Source organism: Streptomyces sp. NPDC101237 (genome assembly GCF_044767465.1).
Lineage (GTDB): Bacteria > Actinomycetota > Actinomycetes > Streptomycetales > Streptomycetaceae > Streptomyces > Streptomyces gramineus.
On sequence record NZ_JBIWNY010000046.1, the window covers coordinates 1 to 20,353 of the forward strand.

Sequence of the window (20,353 nt, forward strand, 5' to 3'; positions counted from 1 at the left end):
CCAACTTGCCCACAGGGCCCCACCCCCCCCCTCTGCGCTGGTTTTGGGGGGCGGCGGGCCGGGGGGCCGGGGGGGGGGCCGGCCGCGGGGGCCCCCGCCCCCGGCGGGGGCGCGGGGAACCGCGCGATCGGCCACGACGGAGCCGCGGTCGGCACACGACGGGCCGCGGCAGTTCCGACGGAGCGCCTAGTAGGCACTCCGCAGCGCCTGTTCGAGGATCACGGCGCCCTCCTCGGCCTCCGCCACCGTCAGCGACAGCGGTGGCGCGATGCGCAGGGCGCTCGTGTTGTGGCCGCCGCCCTTGCCGATCAGGAGGCCGTTCTCCCTGGCCGATTCCAGGACGGCCGACGCCGACTTGGGGTCGGCCTCGTCCGTGCCGGGCTTGACCAGTTCGACACCGATCATCAGTCCGCGGCCCCGGACCTCACGGACGCCGGGCAGCTGCGCGGCGACGGCACGCAGGCGTTCGATGAGGAGTCCGCCGACCCGGCGCGCGTTGCCCTGGAGGTCGTGGTCCAGGAGGTACGCTAGGTTGGCGAGCCCGGCCGCCATGGTGATCTGGGTGCCGCCGAACGTCGAGATGCTGTGGGAGTCCAGGCAGTTCATGATCTCGGAGCGGGCGATCACCCCGCCGATGGACATGCCGTTGCCGATGCCCTTGGCGAAGGTGACGATGTCCGGCGGACCGCTCTGGCCGTGCGCCTGCCAGCCCCAGAAGTGCTCGCCGGTGCGGCCCCAGCCGGTCTGCACCTCGTCGGCGATCCAGAGGATGCCCTGTTCCTGAAGGACCTTGCGGAAGGCCGCGTACAGACCGTCGGGCGGCGAGGTGAAGCCGCCGACGCCCTGGATGGGTTCGGCGATCAGCGCGGCCGGCGGGCGGGTGTGGCCGAGGAGGTCGCGCAGGTCCTCGACGCAGGCCGCGATGAAGTCACGGTCGTTCAGTTCGGCGTACGGGCCGCGGGTGCGGACGCCGCCGTGCACGTACAGCGTCTGCAGCGGTGAGAGGGCGGTCGGCGACCAGCCCTTGTTGCCGGTGATGCCGACGGCGCTGAAGGAGCGGCCATGGTAGCTGTTGCGCATCGCGAGGACCGTGCTGGTCCGGCGGTAGGCCGTCGCGAGCAGCAGGGCGGTGTCGTTGGCCTCGGTGCCGGAGGTGGTGAAGAACACCCGGGCGTCCGGGATTCCGCTCAGGTGGGCGACCCGCTCGGCCAGTTCGACCATCGGCCGGTTGAGGTAGAGCGTGGAGGAGTGGATGATCCGCCCGGCCTGCTCGCTCACCGCCTTGGTGACCTCGGGAAGGGCGTGCGCGGTCATCGTGGTGAGGATGCCGCCGAAGAAGTCGAGGTAGCGGTTGCCGTCGGCGTCCCAGACGTGCCGGCCCTCGCCGTGCGTGATCTCCAGCGGCTCGTCGTAGTAGAGGGCCAGCCAGTCGGGCAGGACCCGGCGGTGGCGGGCGTAGAGGTCGTTCACGGCTGTACCAGCCCTTCGTAGGCGTCGGGACGGCGGTCACGGTAGAAGGCCCACTGCTGCCGTACCTCGTCGATCAGAGCGAAGTCGAGGTCCCGGACGACGAGTTCCTCGTCCTTGTCGCTGGCGACCTCCCCCACGAACTGCCCGCGCGGGTCGACGAAGTAGCTCGTGCCGTAGAAGTCGTTCTCCCCGTACTCCTCCCGGCCCACCCGGTTGATGGCGGCGACGAAGTACTCGTTGGCGACGGCGGCCGCGGGCTGTTCCAGCTGCCAGAGATAGGCCGAGAGACCGCGCGAGGTGGCCGACGGGTTGTAGACCAGCTGTGCGCCGTTCAGGCCGAGTTGCCGCCAGCCCTCCGGGAAGTGCCGGTCGTAGCAGATGTACACGCCGACCTTGCCGACGGCGGTGTCGAAGACCGGCCAGCCCGCGTTCCCGGGTTTGAAGTAGTACTTCTCCCAGAAGCCCTTGACCTGGGGGATGTGGTGCTTGCGGTACTTGCCGAGGACGCTGCCGTCCGCGTCGATCACGACGGCGGTGTTGTAGTAGAAGCCGGACTGCTCGACCTCGAAGACCGGGACGACGACCACCATGCCGGTCTCGCGGGCCAGTTCCCGCATCCGGCGGACCGTGGGGCCGTCCGGGACCGGCTCGGCCCAGCGGTAGTGCTCGGGTTCCTGGACCTGGCAGAAGTAGGGGGCGTTGAAGACTTCCTGGAATCCGATGATCTTCGCGCCCCGGCGGGCCGCCTCGCGGGCGAACTCCTCGTGTTTCGCCACCATGGACTCGGTGTCGCCGGTCCAGGTGGCCTGGACCAGAGCGGCGCGTACGACGTTGGCCATGAGCTGCTCCTTCTACGCCCGTAGAGGGTCGAAAGTAAGCGTCCTCGGAGTCCTTGCCAAGACCATCGTCGTCAAGCCGCCGAGTCGATCTCGTTTCCTACCTGGCTGGCGGATGGGGGACCGTTGCGCGGGCGCCGTCCCCCGCGCCCCTCACGAGGCCAGGCCCGCCACCCTGAGCGCGTGGAGCAGGTCCCGGCGGCGCTGGTCGGAGATCCGCTCGGCCGAGCGGAGCAGCAGCGGCACCAGGCGCGGGGGATCCGGTTCCGCGCTGTGCGCCGCCTCCTCAGGCGGGCGGACCTGGACGTAGCTGTCCAGCAGGGCGTCGACCTGGCGGTGGCGGCCCGCCGCGTCCAGGGCGAGGACGGCCTCGCCGATCTCGCAGGCGGGGCGGACCACACCCTGGCGCAGGACCTGCCGGCCGTCGGCGGTGCGGCCCGCCGCGGTCAGCGCGTCGGCGGCGGCCACCAGCCGGGCGGCCGGCAGCGAGGCCGTCTCCCACAGCAGCGTGGTCCAGTCGGCGCCGAGCCCGGCGCGGTGCAGGGCGTCCGCGAGCAGCGGGAAGCGGGGGGCGGGCCAGTGCGCGGCCTCGGCCAGGAGCGCGTGTGCCTCTCCGGTGCGGCCCTCGGCCCGCAGCCGTTCGAGCCGTGCCACGGCCTCGGCCACGGCCCGCCCGGCCGCCTCGTCGGCCGCCTCCGGCACCGGCTCGGGCCCGGCGGGCGCCTCGGCGGCTCCGGCGAACCGGGCTCCGCGCGGCGCGCGCCGGCCGGCCGGTGCCGCCGGGACGGCCTCCGCCCGCGGCCCCGGCAGCGGGCCGGACACGGTCCCGTCCTCCACCAGCCCCGCGAACCGAGCACTGCCCCGCCGCCGCTTCCGCCACTTGCCGGTGCCCTGGACCGGGCCTTCGGCCGCTTCTTCGCCGGGCGGGGTCCCGTCCGGGGCGGGGTGGACAACGAGTGCCGGGGCGGGCTGGTCGGGGAGTGTCGGGGTGGCCCGAGTGAGGGCCGGGGTGGTGTGGGCGGGGTCCGGGGCAGCCCGAGTGGCGCCCGGGGCGGCCTGGGCAGGTACCGAAAGGGCCTGGGCAGGGGCTGAGAAGTCATGATCAGGTCCCGGGACGGCCTGGGAAGGGGCCGAGAAGTCGCGATCAGGTCCCGGGACGGCCTGGGCGGGTCCCGAGTCGGCGGAGGCGGCAGGCGCCGGAACGGCGCGGGCGGCTGCCGCATCGGCGTAGGCGGGTGCCGTGTCGGCGTAGGCGGCCGGGCCTGAGTCGGCGAAGGCTGGCGGTCCCGGGACGGCCTGAGCGGGTTCCGGGGCAACGAAAGCGGCGGGACCCGAGTCGCCGTACGCGGTTGATCCCAAGTCGCTGTAAGCGGCCGGGCCCAAGTCGGCGTAATCGGCCGGGCCCGAGTCGGCGAAGGCGGACGGGCCCGAGGTGCCGAAGGCGGCCGGTGCCGGGACGGCGTGGGCGGCCGGCGTGGGGTCACCGGCCGGGGCCGGGGGCGGTGGGTGCGCTTCGGTCCGTCGTTCCCATCGTGCGATCCGGTCCCGGAGTTCGGCGCACCGGGACAGGGCCCGTTCGTGGTCGTCGCGGGCCCAGGCGAGGTCGACGCCGAGGGAGTCGGCCTCCGCGCGGGAGCGCGCGGCGCCGTGGGCACGGACGAGCTGGGCAACGCGGTCGGCCGTGTAGCGCTGTTCGCGGAGCATGGCGTCCAGGCGGTCGCCCAGGTCCTCCCGCGCGCCCGGCCGGGCGTCGCACGCGGCGAGCGCGTCGGCGTGCAGCCGCCGGGTCCGCTCGGCGGTGCGGGCGGCGGTCTCGGGGCCGTAGGCGGTCGCGAAGTCCTGGAGGAGCGCCGCCACGACATCCCAGGGCGGCACCTCCACACCGTCGAGGCACGCCCGCATGCCGTCGGGGTCGCGCTGCCAGAACACCGCGCACCAGCCGCCGTCCCGGTCCAGCCGGGCCAGCAGGCCGTCCAGATGGTTCGCGAACTCCCGTACCCGGCCCGGGAGCTGGTCCACAGTCATCGCCCACTCCCGCCCGACCGGAACACTCCGGCTACGTAGGCAACACCAGGTGTGTTACAGCGCGGCTACGGGGAGTTTTCGGCGGGCGCGCGGCGCGCTCACCGCGGGATCCCGGCCAAGGGGTGTCACACCGGGACGAGGAGGCAGCGCACCACCAGTTCGTCCATCGACAGGCCGAGCGCGCGGGCCAGCGCGGCGACGGTGAAGAAGGCCGGGGTCGGGGCCCGGCCGGTCTCGATCTTGCGGAGTGTCTCGGCCGAGATGCCGGCCTCGGCCGCCACCTCGGTCATGCTGCGGTCGCCGCGCGCCGCGCGCAGCAGCTGCCCGAGCCGCTCGCCGCGTTCGCGCTCTTCCGGAGTGAGTGGGGTGCGCACCATGCCGTCATTCTAAGGCGTGATTCTTAGCCGGTCTAGAAAGCCGGTATAGTAATTGGCATGGTGGAACTCAAGACAGACGTATCGATCGAGGCGATGTACGCGGCCGGCCAGGTCCTCGGGCAGGCCCTGACGGCCGTACGGGAGGCCGCCGGCGTCGGCGTCTCCCTGCTGGACCTGGACGAGGTGGCGCGGGACGTGCTGAAGGCCGCGGGGGCCACCTCCCCCTTCCTCGGCTACCGGCCCTCCTTCGCGGCGACCCCGTTTCCGGCCGTCATCTGCGCCTCGGTCAACGACGCGATCGTGCACGGCATCCCGACCTCCTACCGGCTGCGCGACGGCGACCTGGTCTCCATCGACTGCGGCGCCGAACTCGACGGCTGGGTCGGCGACTCGGCGATCAGCTTCACGGTCGGCCGGGCCCGCCCGGCCGACGTGCGCCTCGTCGAGACGGCCGAGCGGGCGCTGGCGGCCGGCATCGCGGCGGCGGTCGTCGGCAACCGTATCGGCGACATCGCGCACGCGGTCGGCACGGTCTGCCGCGAGGCCGGCTACGGCATCCCCCAGGGCTTCGGCGGGCACGGCGTGGGCCGCCGCATGCACGAGGACCCGGAGGTGCCCAACGAGGGCCGCCCCGGTCGCGGCCTCCCGCTCCGGCACGGCATGGCGCTCGCGATCGAGCCGATGCTGATCGGCAGCGGCCGGGACGGCTACCACGAGGCGCCCGACGGCTGGACGCTGCGCACGAACGACGGTTCCCGCGCCGCCCACGTCGAGCACACGGTGGCGGTCACCGACGCCGGTCCGCGGATCCTCACGGAGCGCGCCCCGCGGCACTGACCCGCCTCCCGCCTGCGGTTTCGTACGCGCCGAAGGGGACGCTCCGGGCCCCGCGGGCCAGCCGGCGCGTGCTGGACATGCCCCCCTCGGGCAGGCGTGCGAAGGTGGTGTGACCGGGCTGCGGGGGCACCCGCGTGGACCGGCACCTCGACCAGCGAGCGCGTCCCGCCAGGCGCCGGGACGCCGGAACGGAACGAACGCTCATGAGCAGCGGTTACCCCGGACCGAGCGACTTCGGACAGGACCCCTTCGGCGAGTTCCTCGCCCGCTTCTTCGGCGGCGGCGGGGAACGCCAGGGCCCCCGTCAGATAGACATCGGCAGGCTGCTCAGCCAGCCCGCCCGGGAACTGGTCAAGGGCGCCGCCCAGTACGCCGCCGAACACGGCAGCCGGGACCTCGACACCGAGCATCTGCTGCGCGCGGCGCTGACGGCGGAGCCGACCCGTTCCCTGCTCAGCAGGTCCGGCGCGGATCCCGACGCGCTGGCCACGGAGATCGACGGCCGTGCCGGCCCCGTCCAGCACCCGCCCGGCCAGGCTCCCCCGCCCACCTCGCTGTCCCTGACGCCGGCCGTCAAGCGCGCCCTGCTGGACGCGCACGACCTGGCGCGGGCCGGCGGCGCCGGTTACATCGGCCCCGAACACGTGCTGGGCGCGCTCGCCGCCAACCCGGACTCGGCCGCCGGGCACATCCTGAACGCGGCCCGGTTCGCCGCCGGCCTGCCGGCGGACGTCCCGGACACCGACCGCGTCCTCACCGGCCCGGACAACCGCCGCCGCACCGGCACGCCCACGCTGGACAAGTACGGCCGCGACCTGACCGAACTCGCCGGAGAGGGCCGCATCGACCCGGTCATCGGCCGTGACGACGAGATCGAGCAGACCATCGAGGTGCTCTCCCGGCGCGGCAAGAACAACCCGGTGCTGATCGGTGACGCCGGGGTCGGCAAGACCGCGATCGTCGAGGGGCTGGCCCAGCGGATCGCCGACGCGGACGTGCCGGACATCCTCTCCGGACGCCGGGTGATCGCCCTCGACATGTCCGCCGTGGTGGCGGGCACCCGGTTCCGCGGCGACTTCGAGGAGCGCCTCACCACGATCGTGAACGAGATCCGCGCCCACTCCGACCAGCTGATCGTCTTCATCGACGAGCTGCACACCGTGGTCGGCGCCGGAGGCGGCGGCGAGAGCGGCTCGATGGACGCGGGCAACATCCTCAAGCCCGCGCTGGCCCGCGGGGAGCTGCACATCGTGGGCGCGACCACGCTGGAGGAGTTCCGCAAGATCGAGAAGGACGCGGCGCTGGCCCGCCGGTTCCAGCCGATCCTGGTCCCCGAGCCGACCGTCCCGGACACCATCGAGATCCTGCGCGGCCTGCGCGACCGCTACGAGGCCCACCACCAGGTCCGCTACACCGACGAGGCACTGGTCGCGGCCGTGGAGCTGTCCGACCGCTACCTCACCGAGCGCCGACTCCCCGACAAGGCGATCGACCTGATCGACCAGGCCGGTGCCCGCGTCCGTCTCGGCTCCCGCGCCAAGGGCAGCGACGTGCGGGCCATGGAACGCGAGATCGAGCAGCTGACGCGGGACAAGGACCAGGCGGTCGCCGACGAGAGCTACGAACACGCCACCCAGCTCCGCGACCGCGTCGGCGAGTTGAAGCGGCGGATCGCCGAACTCTCCGGCGAGGACGAGGCCGACGAGGGGATGAACCTGGAGGTGACGGCCGAGGCGATCGCCGAGGTGGTCTCCCGCCAGACCGGCATCCCGGTCAGCAGCCTCACCCAGGAGGAGAAGGAACGGCTGCTCGGTCTGGAGTCCCACCTGCACCAGCGGGTCATCGGCCAGAACGAGGCGGTCGCGGCCGTCGCCGAGGCGGTGCTGCGCTCCCGCGCCGGGCTCGCCAGCCCGGACCGTCCGATCGGCAGCTTCCTCTTCCTCGGCCCGACCGGCGTCGGCAAGACCGAACTGGCCCGCGCGCTCGCCGAGGTGCTGTTCGGCAGCGAGGACCGGATGGTGCGCCTGGACATGAGCGAGTACCAGGAACGCCACACCGTCTCCCGCCTGGTCGGCGCCCCGCCCGGGTACGTGGGCCACGAGGAGGCGGGCCAGCTGACCGAGGTGGTACGCCGCCACCCCTACTCGCTGCTGCTCCTCGACGAGGTGGAGAAGGCCCACCCGGACGTCTTCAACATCCTGCTCCAGGTCCTGGACGACGGGCGCCTGACCGACTCACAGGGCCGCACGGTGGACTTCACCAACACGGTCATCGTGATGACGAGCAACCTGGGCTCGGACGTGATCATCCGGCGCGGCGCCGGCATCGGCTTCGGGCCCGGCGATGAGGAGGCGACGGAGGAGGCGCGCCGCGAACAGGTCCTGCGCCCGCTCCGCGAGCACTTCCGCCCGGAGTTCCTGAACCGCATCGACGAGATCGTGGTCTTCCGCCAGCTCAGCAGCGACCAGCTGCACCAGATCACCGAGCTGCTGCTGGAGCACACCCGGCGCATGCTGCGCGCGCAGGGCATCACCGCGCGCTTCACGGACGCGGCGGTCGACTGGCTCGCCGAGCACGGCTACCGGCCGGAGTACGGCGCGCGGCCGCTGCGGCGGACCATCCAGCGGGAGGTCGACAACCAGTTGTCGCGGCTGCTGCTTGACGGCACCGTCACGGAGGGCGGCGAGGTGACGGTGGACGTCCGGGACGGAGCGCTGGAGTTCCGGTCGGGCGAGGTGGCCCGCTGACAGGACGAACGGAGCGCTGACATCCCGGTCGCACGGTTCCCCGCCAGAGGCGCGGGGAACCGTGCGACCGGCCTACGCGCACACCCGCGGTCGACGCCTCACGGCCGCGGTCGGCGCCTCACGGCGCGGGATGGACCACCTGGGCCGACCCGCCGCCGCGCCGTACCGTCTCGGCCGCCGCCAGCCACTTTCCGCCCGGCAGCCGCTGCACGCCCGTGGCCGCCCCGATCTCGGGGTTCAGCGAGAACGCGTGGCCGATCGCCTCCAGCTTGCCGCGCAGCACGGGGTCGTTGTAGAGCGCGGGCTCCAACTCCGTGGTGGCGGCGTTGCGCTGCGACGCCCGGGGCGCGGCGATCGCGTCGACCAGCGGCAGACGACGGTCGAGGAACTCGGTCAGCACCTGGAGCACGGTGGTGATGATGGTCGCCCCGCCGGGTGAACCGACCGCCACCACGGGCCTGTCGGCCTTGTCGAGCACGATCGTCGGCGAGATCGAGGACCGCGGCCGCTTCCCGGGCCCCGGCAGGTTCGGGTCGTGGACCGCCGGGTTCGCCGGGGCGAAGGAGAAGTCGGTCAGCTCGTTGTTGAGCAGGAATCCGCGTCCGGGGACGGTGATCGCGCTGCCGCCGGTCTGTTCGATGGTCAGCGTGTAGGAGACGACGTTCCCCCACTTGTCGGCGACCGTGAGGTGGGTGGTGTTCTCGCCCTCGTAGGTGGTCGGCGCCGCCGTGCCGGTCGATCCCGGGCGGTTCGGGTCGCCGGGCGCGACCGGGCTGGTCAGCACGGAGTCGTCGTGGATCAGCGCGGCCCGCTCGTCGGCGTACCGCTGCGACAGCAGGCCCTTGGTCGGCACGTCCTCGAACGCGGGGTCGCCGACCCACCGTCCGCGGTCCGCGAACGAGATCCGGCTCGCCTCGATGAAGTGGTGCAGGTACTGGACCTCGTCGGCCTTCGAGAGGTCGGTGTTCTCCAGGATGTTGAGGGCTTCCCCGACCGTCGTCCCGCCGGACGAGGAGGGCGCGATCGAGTACACCTTCAGCCCGCGGTACGACGTCTCGGTGGGCGCCTGCGTCTTGGCGCGGTAGGCGGCCAGGTCCTTCGCCGACAGCTTGCCCGGACGGGCCTTCCAGCCCGAACCGGGGTCCACCGGCGGCTTGTCGACCGTCGCCACGATGTCCTTGCCGAGGTCTCCGTGGTAGATCGCGCCGACCCCCTCGCGTCCCAGCTCCCGGTAGGTCGCGGCCAGGTCGGGGTTCTTGAAGGTGGAGCCGACCGCGGGCAGCCGGCCGCCCGGCAGGAACAGCTTCGCGGTGTCGGGGAAGTACCGGAACCGGGTCTCGTTGGACGCGGTCTGCGACCGGAAGGTGTCGTCGACGACGAAGCCGTCGCGCGCGATCCGCTCGGCGGGCGCGAGCACCGTCCTGAGCCGTTCGGTCCCCCACCGGTCGAGCGCGGTCTGCCAGGTGGCCGGAGTGCCCGGGGTGCCGACGCTGAGTCCGCTGCTGACGGCGTCCGCGAAGGCGAGCGGCTTGCCGTTCTCCGTGAAAAGGCCGGAGCCTGCGGTCAACGGCGCGGTCTCGCGGCCGTCGATCGTGTGCACCTTGCGGGACTTGGCGTCGTAGTAGACGAAGTAGCCGCCGCCGCCGACACCGGCGGAGTAGGGCTCGGTGACCCCGAGCGCGGCGGCGGTCGCGACGGCCGCGTCGACCGCGTTGCCACCCTTGCGGAGCACCTCGATGCCGGCGGCGGTGGCGTCCGCGTCGACGCTGGAGACGGCTCCGCCGTACCCGACGGCCACCGGCGATTTCGCGGCGGGCGCGCGGCCCGCGGCGGGAGGCGCCGCCGCCCCCAACGACACCACGACGGCCGAGACCGCCAGGACGGTCAGTTTCCGCGTGACAGGGCGACGCATCCGCACCTCCAGTTCCGGAACGTCCGCGCAGCGTATCGGCGGGGCCCCGGCCCCGACAGCCACATTCAGGGCACTGTCATATGACCGCCACACTTCGAACACGGGTACGTTCCGGCCATCCGCGACCGCTGGCATGCGCGCCCATGAATGACGACCTGCGCAACATTATCCTTGGCGTCGTGGCCGCCGGCATCAGCGCGGCGGTCGGCTGGCTGGCCCGCACCGCCCTGTCGCGGCGCGCCCTGCGCCGCAGGCAGGCCTTTTTCGGGCTCCCGGAGAACTCCGAGTCGCTGCTGGTCGTCAACCGCGATCCGGCCACCTCCGAACCGGCCGTGCACCGCTTCGACGTGTACGCGCTCCTGGAGCTGGCCTCGCTGATCAAGGACTGCGTAGTCGACGCCGTACTTCGACGCCAACTCCTTGTAGCGGGCACCCGAGACAGCCTTCTCCAGGAACGCCTCGACCATCACACGGCGGTCGATCGTAGAGCGTGAACCGCCCATCAGCGATGCGATCCGCTTCCACGCCTCGTCCGTTAGGACGGGGACATCTCGACCGGCGGCCACGAACCATTTCCTTGTCGCGCAGGCCACACCCTTACGCCTTGGAGCGCAGCGGATGACTTCCGCTCGAGCTGGTGAGGAAAGACTGTGCGTGATCTCCGGCGGCCGGGCTGACACCACCCGGGAGCGGCATGCTCGGTACATCCATGCGCCGTCGACCTGGACGCTTTTGCCACCTTTATGAGGTACGGGGGTTGGCGTAAAGGTGACTTGACGCCTGGTGGACAGGGCAGACTGCTGACCTCGGCGCTTGACGGCACCACGCTGTCCTCCCATGAGAGACATGAACACCAGGTGGCGCCGTGGGATCCGCCCTCCCCGGCCTAGGCCCCGGCATACGGTGGCAGCCGCCGCCCTCGTGGCGCTCGTGGCCGGACTGACCGCCGCCCCCGGCGCCGCTCAGGACCTCGGTCCGGGCACCGGGCGAACAGAAGCCGCCGCGCAGACCGGAGCGGCCCCGTCGCCGATCATCTCCCGGCATCAGCTCACACTGATCACCGGCGACCGCGTCAGTCTGGAGACGGACACGTCGGGCAAGCAGAGCGTGTCGGTCGAGCCCGCCAAGGGCCGCGAACGAATCGCGTTCATCAAGCGCCAGTCCGGTCGCGACTGGACGGTCATACCCGCCGACACGCTCCCGCTGCTCGCGACGGGCCGCCTCGACAAGGCGCTGTTCAACGTCTCCGCCCTGGTCCGGGGCAAGTACGCGCAGCGCCCGAGCCTGCCGCTGATCGTCGAGTACGCCGGTGACGCGGGCACCGCCCGGCGACAGCTGACCGCCGCCGGTGCCGACGCCGTCCGCCCCATCGGGGGAACCCCCTTCGCTACCCTCGGCGAGCACCGCGCGGACGCCGCCGGGTTCTGGAAGGGCATCGCCCCCGGCCGGGCGGACGCCACGTCCTTCGGAGCGGGTGTGCGCCGGGTCTGGCTGGACGGCCACTCCAGGATCCAGCTCGACAGCACGGTGCCACGTATCGGCGCCCCGCACGCCTGGGAGAAGGGCTACACCGGCACCGGCGTCAAGGTCGCCGTGCTCGACACCGGTTACGACCCCCAGCACCCGGACCTCAAGGGCCTCGTCACCGAGTCCGCGAACTTCACCACCGAGCCGAACACCGACGACCTGAACGGCCACGGCACCCACGTGACCTCCACGATCGCCGGTTCCGGTGCGGCCTCGGACGGCAAGTACAAGGGTGTGGCACCCGGCGTCCAGATCCTGTCCGGCAAGGTGTGCACCGCGGACGGCAACTGCGACAACTCGAACATCGTCGAGGGCTTGGCCTGGGCCGCCCAGCACGGCGCCAGGGTGATCAACCTCAGCCTGGGCGACACGGACACGCCGGAGACCGACGCCGTCGAGGCCATGGTCGACACCGTCTCCCGCGACTACGGCACGCTGGTCGTGGCCGCGGCCGGCAACAGCGGACCCGGCAAGGTCTCCTCACCCGCCTCCGACGACCGGGCGCTGGCCGTCGGCGCGGCCGAGGAGGACGACGACCTCGCCGCCTTCAGCTCGGTCGGCCCGCGGGTGGGCGACTCCGGCCTCAAGCCGGACATCATCGCCCCCGGCGTCAACGTCGTCGCCGCACAGGCAGGCGGCACCACCGCCGCCGACGGCTATGTCGCGATGAGCGGCACCTCCATGGCCACGCCCCACGTGAGCGGAGCCGCCGCCATCCTGTTCCAGCAGCACCCCGACTGGACGGCGGAGCAGGTCAAGCGCCAGCTGATGCAGTCGGCGACCGGCGCCAAGGAGCACGGCGCCTACTTCCAGGGCGCCGGACGCGTCGACGTCGCCCGGGCGGTCGACCAGGACGTCACCGCCGACACCACCGCACTGGACTTCGGGCAGATCCGCTGGACGGACGGCAAGCGGCCTCCGGTGACCAAGACGATCACCTACCGCAACCCGGGCGCCGCGCCGGTCACTCTCCAGCTGACGGACAACCCGAGCAGCGGCAAGAAGGACGTGCCCGCACCGGCCGGCGTGTTCCGGCTCAGCGCCGCTTCGGTCACCGTGCCCGCGCAAGGAACGGCGGATGTCACCCTCACGGCGACGCCGGAGGCCACGACCACGTACGCCGCCTACAGCGGCGTGGTCAGCGCGACCTCGGCGGACGGCCAGGTCTCGGTGCGCGTCCCGTTCGGCATGGACATCGAGCAGCCGTCCTACGACCTGCGCATCGACATGAAGAGCCGCACGGGCGCCGCCCCCGACAACGCCTACCTGCTGGTCAACTCGGCCGACGGCAAGGCGTACGACGTCGAGGCGCTCGGCAAGAGCAGCACGGTGGTGCGACTGCCGAAGGACACCTACTCGGTGAGCGGCTTCTACTTCGACGCCTCCTTCACCGAGGGCACCATCGTCGGTGTGCCGAAGGTCGTGATGAGCGCCGACCGGCAGGTGACCATCGACGCCCGGAAGGCGAAGCCCGTCACGGTGTCGGCACCGAGCTCCTCCGCGCGCATCATGTCGGCCGAGATCGGCACGATCAGCATGGCCGACCAGCTTCTCTCGGTCACCATGTACAACGCGGTCGGCACGGACCACATCGACGGCGTGTACGCGGTGCCGACGGCCCGCGACAAGAAGTCGAAGTTCACGTACCTCGTCACCAGTGTCTGGGGCGACCCGGCCGGCCCCGACGGGAATCCGTCCTCGGTCTACTACCTCACGCGACCGGTGCACGGCGCGATCCCGGCGGACCCCGCCTATCACCCCCGCAAGTCGGAGCTGGCCCGGGTGAACACCACGTTCGCCGCGACCACGCCCGGCACCACGGCCACGCGCCTCGTGTGGACGTACGTAGACGACGTCCGCTTCAGCGGACGGGCGATGGAGGGGATCCCGGTCCCGACGCGACGCGTCGACTACTTCTCGGCGGCCGACGGCCTGCGCTGGCAGACCGCCTTCGACCAGAACAGCTTCCTCGACCCGAACGCGCACGGTCAGAGCTACCTGAGCGACCTGCACGGCTACAAGGCAGGCTCCCAGGTCGAGGAGCGCTGGAACGGCGGGATCCAGGCGGTGGGCCTCTCGGACCAGATGGCCGCCTTCCGCGAGGGCGACACGATGTACCGGCCCTTCCAGTCGGCCGCCAACGGCAACCTCGACCTGGTGGCCGACACCACGGCCGGGCTGCCCAAGGTGGAGCTGCGACGCAACGGCGAGCTGGTCTCCCAGGACTGGAGCATGAGCGACGTCCCGGCCGACGCCACCCCCGCCGACTACCGTCTCACGGTCGAGCACAACCGTGACATGGCCCCCAGCTCCGTCTCCACGAGCGTGCGGGCGGAATGGCGGTTCCGGTCGCAGACCACGGCGACCCGGCAGGCGCTGCCGCTGTACGCGGTCCGCATGTCGCCGAAGCTGGACGAGTGGAACCGGGCCGAGGCCGGCCGCACGCTCGACATCCCGGTCCTGATCCAGCGGACGGCCGGCGCCCCGGTTTCGCCCGTCCGCGTCTTCACCACCGAGGTCTCCTTCGACGAGGGGAAGACCTGGCAGCCGGTGCGGATCAAGGGCTCCGGCATGGAGCGCACCGTGACCGTGGAGCAGCCGCGCCGCGCCGCGGGCGGCTCGGTCAGCCTGCGCGTCTACGTCGAGGACGCGGCGGGCAACTCCTTCAAGGAGACCGTCATCAAGGGCTACCTGCTCAAGTAGCCGCCTTCGCGGCGCAGCCGCTTTTTCGAGCAACCGCTGCGAGCAGTGCAGTCCGGCCGCAGCGGCCGGACGGTGGAGGACAGGGCCCGCCGGACACATCCGGTGGGCCCTGTTCGTGTGCGGTGCGGCGTCCGCCGTGCTCAGAGCCAGTCGCGGCGGGCCGCGTGCCAGCCCAGCTGCATACGGGTCGCGACGCCCGCCAGGCTCATCAGGCCCTGGATCCGCCGCTGGACGGTGCGCTTGCTGACCCGCAGCTGTCCGGCTATCGCCTCGTCCGTCATGCCGGCGACCATCAGGGAGAGCAGATGCCGGTCCTCCCCGACCGGCGAGGCGGCATCCGTGGTGCCGGCGCCGCCGATCTGGCCTTCCTCTGTCACCCGGAGCGGCGCACCGATCTCCCAGTGGTGTTCGAACAGGGCGATGAGCGCGTCCAGCAGGCTGCTCTCCCGCACCACCGCGGCCCGTAGTTCCCGGGGGTTGCGGGGTGTGCCCGAGGCGGCCAGCGGCAGGATGGCTGTCGAGCGGTCGGCGATCGCCATCCGCAGCGGCAGCAGAGGCACCGCCCGGGCGACCTCTCCGGCGCGCACGCCCTTGACGACGCAGTCCACCGCGTCGGGGTAGTCGAAGTACGCCTGCTCGTACAGGGCCCGGTAGAGCACGCCCCGGTCCAGGGCGTCGAACTCCTCCTGGTTGCTCTCCGGGGACATGGCCACGTACTGGGCCTTCACGAACCACATCATCTCGCGGTCGGTGCCGTGCTGGAGCTGGCGCAGATGCTGGCGCAGTGCCGCCGCGCCGGTGATGATCTCGACGGCCTCGCACGTGCTCCGGGCCCATGCGCTGCGGCGGTGTGTCTCCGCCAGTTCGTAGACGGCGGCCCGGGTCTGTTCCAGGGCGTCGAAGTGGCGCTGGAGCCGGGGCATGAGGGCCACCTGCGGCGGCACGACCGTGAACCATTCGGGACTGTCCTCGGCCGCCGACGCCAGGCCCTTGTGCTCCAGCGCGCGCAGCAGCAGCCCCGCGGTCACGACGTCGAGGTCCGAGCGGCCGGAGATGTCCTGAGCGGACGCAGTCCCGGTGGCGACCAGAAGGCGGTACACCTCGCTCTCGTCGGCCGTCAGGCCCACCGTCTCCAGCATGTCGCCGCCTTTCTCAGATCCGGGCCGCCTCCGCCCGGGTTTCCGCAGGGGAAACGCCGTCGTCCCGGCGGATGATTCCGCCAGCCCCTGTGACCGGGCACCACGACGGTTGTCGCCGGCGATCTGGTGCACCGTGGCGGGGAGGTGCCGGATCCGGGGCAGGCGGTGCGGTGACGCCCCGGCGCCAGTGCGCCGGATCCGGGCCACGATCGGCGTCGCCGTCCCGGTCGCGGTCCTCGGCTCCCCTGTCGACGCCACTTCGCACCACGACTTCCGGGTCGCCTGGTACACGGCCGCGGCGCTGAGCCTGGTCACCTCGGCGGTCGGGGCGCAGCTCGGCCGAGGGCGGGGCCAGGGCCCCGACCGGACGGGACCCGCCGCGCCGAAGGGAGCCGAAGCGACGGTGCGGGCTCTGCCGCAGGCACCGTGACCGGCCGCTGCCCGGCGCGCGAGAGCTGTTCGCCGCCCGGGACGCCGGACAGGCGAGCGAGAGCGTGCAGGGGCAGACTGTCGGGTGCGGTCATCGTGCCGATCTCCTTCGGGCTTCGACACCTCGAAGATCAGCCGGTGGGCGTTCATCTGTGCGGGCGTCATCCCGATGCCGGAGGAAACCCCGGGATCAGGTTGAACCCGTACAACCCTGGGTGGACACAACCGGTCTCCAGCGGCCTCGACGCGTGTCTTGAGATCATCCCGCCGGTCGACGCCGCAACGGGCACAGGTGGCGAGAAGGACCAGGACGCCGTTGGCCGCCCCGTCCGTGACCTGGGCCGGGGGTCACAGGCAGTCCACGAGCACTCGCTTGCCGTTCCCCGACGAGGTGGCCTCATAGACCCTCTGACACCTGGGAACGCCGCGTGGATGGGGCCGCCGGCTGCGGTCCCACCCACGCGCTGCTGTCCCGGGTGGCCTCCGGGGGTGACGTCAGCGCAGGCCGAAGGCCCGGGTGATCGTCTGCGAGACGGTGTTGCCTGCGCTGTCCCGGGCGCCGACCCGGAGGGTGACGAAGTCGGCGGACCGCGGCGCGCGCAGGTTCGTCCGCCATCCGTCGTCGCACCGGCTCAGATCGGTCCGCTGCCAGGTCGCACCGTCGTCGTACGACACCTCGACGGTCGGCTTCCCGATGGCGGTGGTGGTGCCCGGCAGGTGCGAGGCGGTCACCGTCAGACCGGCATGCCGGTCGGCACGCCCGGACCTGTCGGTGTCCACGCCGTAGTCGAGCTGGATGAGCGGCAGGGACACCGCCGCGTCGCTGCCGGTGACCACGGAGGTGAAGTCCCACTCGGTCAGCGTGTGCGTCGAGTACGGGTCGGCCCAGGTGCCGCGGTCGTTGTCGAGGACCAGCCGGTAGGGCAGGCGCTCGGCGCCGAGGCCGGGAACCTGCAGGTACTCGGCGTTGCCCCAGTCGAGCTGCTGGTCGCCCTGGTAGAGCGACATCCAGTCCTTGACGTCGAAGTTCGCGCCGGCCTCGCCGATGTGGCCGGACCCCGAGTCACCCCAGCCGGGCGCGGTGATGTACATCGTGTCGAGATAGCGCACCGGCTGGTAGCCGATCGGTCCCATGCGGGGCCGCTGGATCGGGCCGAACCAGCTGACCTTGCCGGTCTTGCCCGCCGGGTACTTCAGCGGCTCGATCGAGTGCTGCCCGGTCTCGCCTTGTATGAAGGCGTCGTCCAGCCATGTGGTGCCGGCGGTGACCCAGTCGGTGCGCTCGCCCTGGGCGGGCGCGGTGAGCTGGTTGCCGACGGCCCAGCCGCGCCAGACGTCCGGGCGGAACTCCATCGCCTTGCCCTGCCGGTAGTTCCGGAAGGAGACGTTCACCCGGCTGAGGTCTTTGGACTCCTCACGCCAGGTCGGGTCCGCCGGAACGGCGCCCGTCCAGTGGTGCACGACGTCGTAGACGTAGTCGGTCGTGGGGTGCGAGGTGACCTTCAGGGACACCGCGCCGTGCCGGAGCCGGCCGAGCAGGTCGGCACCCTGGTCGGCGTTGAGCGTCGCCACCGTCACCGGGGCCGGGCTCTCCGGGCTCCAGGGATTCTCGTCCCAGGGCTGCAGGCGGCCGACGCCGTCGTTGACGACCAGCAGCAGCCGGGCGCCGGCGGTCGCCGCGGCCTCCGCCTGGGCCTTGATCCCTGCCGTGCCGGCGCCGCGCACCACCACGGCCTTGCCGCGCACGTTCTGCCGCGCGAGTTCCTCGGCCGTGCCGTCACCGGCGAAGACCGCCGTCAGGTTCCGGGTACCGGCGGGCAGCGGCGTGGCGGCGCGCTTGACCAGCGGGTCGTTGAAGGTCGTCGACTTCGTGCTCACGGTCAGCGCAGGCTGCTCGAGGCGGAAGCGGGCGCCGGCCTCGAACTCGCCGTCGGTGACCTTCTTGTCGGTCGGGAGCGCCCAGACGCTGTCGTACGACGGGTCCGGCAGCATCGACGTCTCCACCAGGCTGTCGGTGAAGGACCGGTGGGCATCCAGGCGCGGCGCGACGGCGGTGGTCTGCTGCGGCACGCGCGCCACAATCCGGCGTGCCTTGCGGCCGTCCAGGGTGACGGTACGGTCCCGGTCCAGCTGCACGTCGTTGAAGGCGAGCAGCACCATGCCGCGCGAGTGCGGGCCTTCGGCGCCCTGCACGTCACCGGTGAGCCAGCCGCTGTAGCTGCCGACGGGCAGCCGCGCGGTGCCGGTGCCGGACGCGTCGAGGTCCAGCACCGTGAAGAGGTGCTCGGCGGTCAGGACGACCCGGCCCTCCAGTGGCTTGCCCGAACGGTCCTTGGCGACCACGGTCAGATTCTGCCGCTGGCCCTCGCGGGCCGCGCCGATCAGGGTCCGGGTGCGGACCGTCCCGGCGCTGTCCGTACCGGTGATCATGGCGCTGACCGACTGGTCGTCCGCCAGCTTGTCCAGAGCCGCGGTCAGCGTGACCGCGGCGGTGCCGTGCGCGGGCACGGTGACATGGTCCTCGGAGAGGCTGAACAACCCGGACGGGACAGTGCCGTCGACTGCCAGGCTGAGGCCGGCCGGGGCGTCGCCGACGTTGGTGTACGTCACCGTCTGGACGTCGGTCTCTCCGGGCTTCGGGGGCCACGTGTGGAAGCCGGAGTAGGCGGTCGTGGTGGCGAAGACCGTGGCGTGCACGGCCGCCAGCGCGTCGAGCCGGCCGGCGCCCGCCTGGTACGGGGTGTACGCCGGGGTTGCCTTGGCGCTGCTGACCAGCGCCTCCTTGAGCTGGGTGCCCGTCCAGTCGGGGTGCTCCGAGGCCAGGAGGGCGGCGGCACCGGTTACGTGCGGCGTCGCCATCGACGTGCCGCTCATCGTGGTGTAGTAGCCGGAGCCCCGCTTGTAGTGCGAGCGCGCCGCGACGATGTCGACGCCGGGCGCGGTGATCTCCGGCTTCAGCCCGCCGTCGCCGTCGCGCGGGCCCTGGCTGGAGAAATCGGCGAGCGTGTCGGTGGAGTCGACGGCGCCGACGGTCAGCGCGGAGTCCGCGGCACCGGGGCTGCTGATGGAGTGCGGGCCGCCGTTGCCCGCAGCGATCACGAACAACGCGCCCGTGTCGTGGCTGAGTTCGTCGACGGCCTGGCTCATCGGGTCGGTCTTGTCACCGTCGCCGCCCAGGCTCATGCTGATGATCCTGGCCTTCTGGTCGCGGGCGGCCCACTCCATACCCGCGATGATCCAGGATTCCTGGCCGCTGCCCTCGGAGTTGAGCACCTTGCCGACTGCCAGCCGGGCGCCGGAGGCGACACCCCGCTCCTTGCCGTCGGAGGCACTGCCCGTGCCGACGATGGTCGAGGCGACGTGCGTGCCGTGGCCGTTGTAGTCGGCGATGTCGTCCTCGCCGGGGACGAAGCTGGCGCTGTCGGACACCTGCCCGACCAGGTCCGGGTGTTCGGTGTCCGCGCCGCTGTCGAGCATCGCGACCTTCACGCCCTGGCCGGTGTCGCCCTCCGCCCATACCTTCTGCGCGCCGATCTGAGCGGTCGAGTCGGCCAGGTCCGCCGTTACCTTACCGTCGAGCCACACGTGGGCGACGCCGCCCGCGAAGGACGGCTTCGCGTATCGGGCCGCCGCGCTGGAACCCCCGGTGAGCGAGGACCAGAACTCCGGTGCCTGCTTGTGGTTCTGGGCGAGGGCCGCGCCCTGGATGCTGTCCAGGCGGCGGACGTCGGTCGAGCCGGCCATCTTCGTCCGGGTGCGCGCCTTGGCGGCGGCTCGGGTGTAGCGCACGATCAGCGGCAGCCGGGAGCTGTGCGCGTCGTCATAGCCCTCGGTGATCAGCCGGGTCACATTGAAGAGCTGCTTGTCGAGTTCACCGGCGCTCACGTACGGCAGGGCGGCGTCGGGGTAGACATACGTGGCGCCGTCCACGACAACGCGGTGGAAGCCGGTGGTGGCTCCGCTCGCGGCCTGGAAGGAACGCACGACGGTGCCGTCGGCGGCGGTCCCGATGGTGACCTTGTCACCCGTGATCAAGGTGACCGTGTGCGTGCCGACATCGCCGGGGGTCTGGTGTCCGGCGTCGTGGTGCGACACCTTACCGGCGGGGTACGCGGACACGGCGGCCGTCGCCGGTATGACGCCGAGTGTGAGCGCGACCGCCACGGCGAGGGCGATCGGCCCGGGCCGGGGGATGGGAACCTTGGGCAAAGAAAACTCCTGAGACGCGGCGAAGAGCGAAAGATCACTGGATCGTCTGGCCTCCCCCGCCGTCGTTCAAGGGGTCGCACATGTCGCTCTTGCGTCATGGCGCACTTGCGCCGCGAGCAGGCGGCGTCGTCGGCCACCGCGC

General features: G+C 72.2%; 11 protein-coding genes and 1 pseudogene. 5 read left to right on the top strand and 7 right to left on the bottom strand.

The annotated features are described in order from the left end of the window. Positions 1-186: 186 nt before the first annotated feature. From ACIRQ9_RS38555 to ACIRQ9_RS38570, 4 genes are all read right to left on the bottom strand, one after another. Entirely contained in the window at positions 187-1,470 is a 1,284-nt protein-coding gene (locus tag ACIRQ9_RS38555) for an aspartate aminotransferase family protein (RefSeq protein ID WP_404184899.1), read from the bottom strand. Then, on the bottom strand, positions 1,467-2,309 hold the full coding sequence (locus ACIRQ9_RS38560; protein ID WP_404184902.1) for a nitrilase-related carbon-nitrogen hydrolase: 843 nt from the start codon (positions 2,307-2,309) through the stop codon (positions 1,467-1,469). Before ACIRQ9_RS38560 ends, ACIRQ9_RS38555 begins: the two co-directional genes overlap by 4 nt. 150 nt (positions 2,310-2,459) lie before the next feature. Continuing rightward, entirely contained in the window at positions 2,460-4,331 is a 1,872-nt protein-coding gene (locus tag ACIRQ9_RS38565) for a hypothetical protein (RefSeq protein ID WP_404184905.1), read from the bottom strand. Positions 4,332-4,456: 125 nt separating this feature from the next. Next, positions 4,457-4,708, bottom strand: a complete 252-nt coding sequence (locus ACIRQ9_RS38570) for a helix-turn-helix transcriptional regulator (protein WP_351315363.1) — start codon at positions 4,706-4,708, stop codon at positions 4,457-4,459. A 57-nt stretch (positions 4,709-4,765) separates the two neighbouring features. Between ACIRQ9_RS38570 and map the strand changes: the two genes are divergently transcribed. Next, positions 4,766-5,545 (top strand): type I methionyl aminopeptidase, encoded by a 780-nt coding sequence (gene map / locus ACIRQ9_RS38575; protein ID WP_404184908.1) that lies wholly within the window; start codon positions 4,766-4,768, stop codon positions 5,543-5,545. Between the two features lie 203 nt (positions 5,546-5,748). Next, positions 5,749-8,292 carry an ATP-dependent Clp protease ATP-binding subunit gene (locus ACIRQ9_RS38580; protein WP_404184911.1) on the top strand — a complete coding sequence of 848 codons (2,544 nt, stop codon included), beginning with the start codon at positions 5,749-5,751 and terminating at the stop codon, positions 8,290-8,292. A gap of 118 nt (positions 8,293-8,410) precedes the next feature. Here the strand turns inward: ACIRQ9_RS38580 and ggt are convergent, their stop codons facing one another. Further along, positions 8,411-10,204: a gamma-glutamyltransferase gene (ggt, locus tag ACIRQ9_RS38585; protein ID WP_404184914.1), complete on the bottom strand. Its 1,794-nt coding sequence runs from the start codon at positions 10,202-10,204 to the stop codon at positions 8,411-8,413. A 143-nt stretch (positions 10,205-10,347) separates the two neighbouring features. Between ggt and ACIRQ9_RS38590 the strand changes: the two are divergent. Together ACIRQ9_RS38590 and ACIRQ9_RS38595 are read left to right on the top strand one after the other, a co-directional pair. After that, a pseudogene (locus ACIRQ9_RS38590) lies at positions 10,348-10,593 on the top strand (hypothetical protein); the annotation flags it as partial. 514 nt (positions 10,594-11,107) lie between these two features. Continuing rightward, the gene (locus ACIRQ9_RS38595; RefSeq protein ID WP_404184917.1) at positions 11,108-14,434 is read left to right on the top strand and encodes a S8 family peptidase; all 3,327 of its coding nucleotides are present in this window, start codon (positions 11,108-11,110) and stop codon (positions 14,432-14,434) included. A 140-nt stretch (positions 14,435-14,574) separates the two neighbouring features. Here the strand turns inward: ACIRQ9_RS38595 and ACIRQ9_RS38600 are convergent, their stop codons facing one another. After that, positions 14,575-15,573 (bottom strand): helix-turn-helix domain-containing protein, encoded by a 999-nt coding sequence (locus ACIRQ9_RS38600; RefSeq protein ID WP_404184920.1) that lies wholly within the window; start codon positions 15,571-15,573, stop codon positions 14,575-14,577. Between the two features lie 187 nt (positions 15,574-15,760). Between ACIRQ9_RS38600 and ACIRQ9_RS38605 the strand changes: the two genes are divergently transcribed. Next, complete coding sequence (locus ACIRQ9_RS38605; RefSeq protein ID WP_404184923.1) at positions 15,761-16,003, top strand: hypothetical protein; 243 nt, start codon at positions 15,761-15,763, stop codon at positions 16,001-16,003. A gap of 494 nt (positions 16,004-16,497) precedes the next feature. On the opposite strand, the gene ACIRQ9_RS38610 is transcribed toward ACIRQ9_RS38605, so the two are convergent. Then, positions 16,498-20,211, bottom strand: coding sequence for a S8 family serine peptidase (locus ACIRQ9_RS38610; protein ID WP_404184926.1), 3,714 nt, complete (start codon positions 20,209-20,211; stop codon positions 16,498-16,500). Positions 20,212-20,353 lie beyond the last annotated feature (142 nt).

What these genes read in the sequence shown, in the direction of transcription:
- ACIRQ9_RS38600 (WP_404184920.1), bottom strand. Translation starts at nt 15,573, where the DNA reads ATGCTGGAGACGGTGGGCCTGACGGCCGACGAGAGCGAGGTGTACCGC.
- ACIRQ9_RS38570 (WP_351315363.1), bottom strand. Translation starts at nt 4,708, where the DNA reads ATGGTGCGCACCCCACTCACTCCGGAAGAGCGCGAACGCGGCGAGCGG.
- ggt (WP_404184914.1), bottom strand. Translation starts at nt 10,204, where the DNA reads ATGCGTCGCCCTGTCACGCGGAAACTGACCGTCCTGGCGGTCTCGGCC.
- ACIRQ9_RS38565 (WP_404184905.1), bottom strand. Translation starts at nt 4,331, where the DNA reads ATGACTGTGGACCAGCTCCCGGGCCGGGTACGGGAGTTCGCGAACCAT.
- ACIRQ9_RS38560 (WP_404184902.1), bottom strand. Translation starts at nt 2,309, where the DNA reads ATGGCCAACGTCGTACGCGCCGCTCTGGTCCAGGCCACCTGGACCGGC.
- map (WP_404184908.1), top strand. Translation starts at nt 4,766, where the DNA reads ATGGTGGAACTCAAGACAGACGTATCGATCGAGGCGATGTACGCGGCC.
- ACIRQ9_RS38580 (WP_404184911.1), top strand. Translation starts at nt 5,749, where the DNA reads ATGAGCAGCGGTTACCCCGGACCGAGCGACTTCGGACAGGACCCCTTC.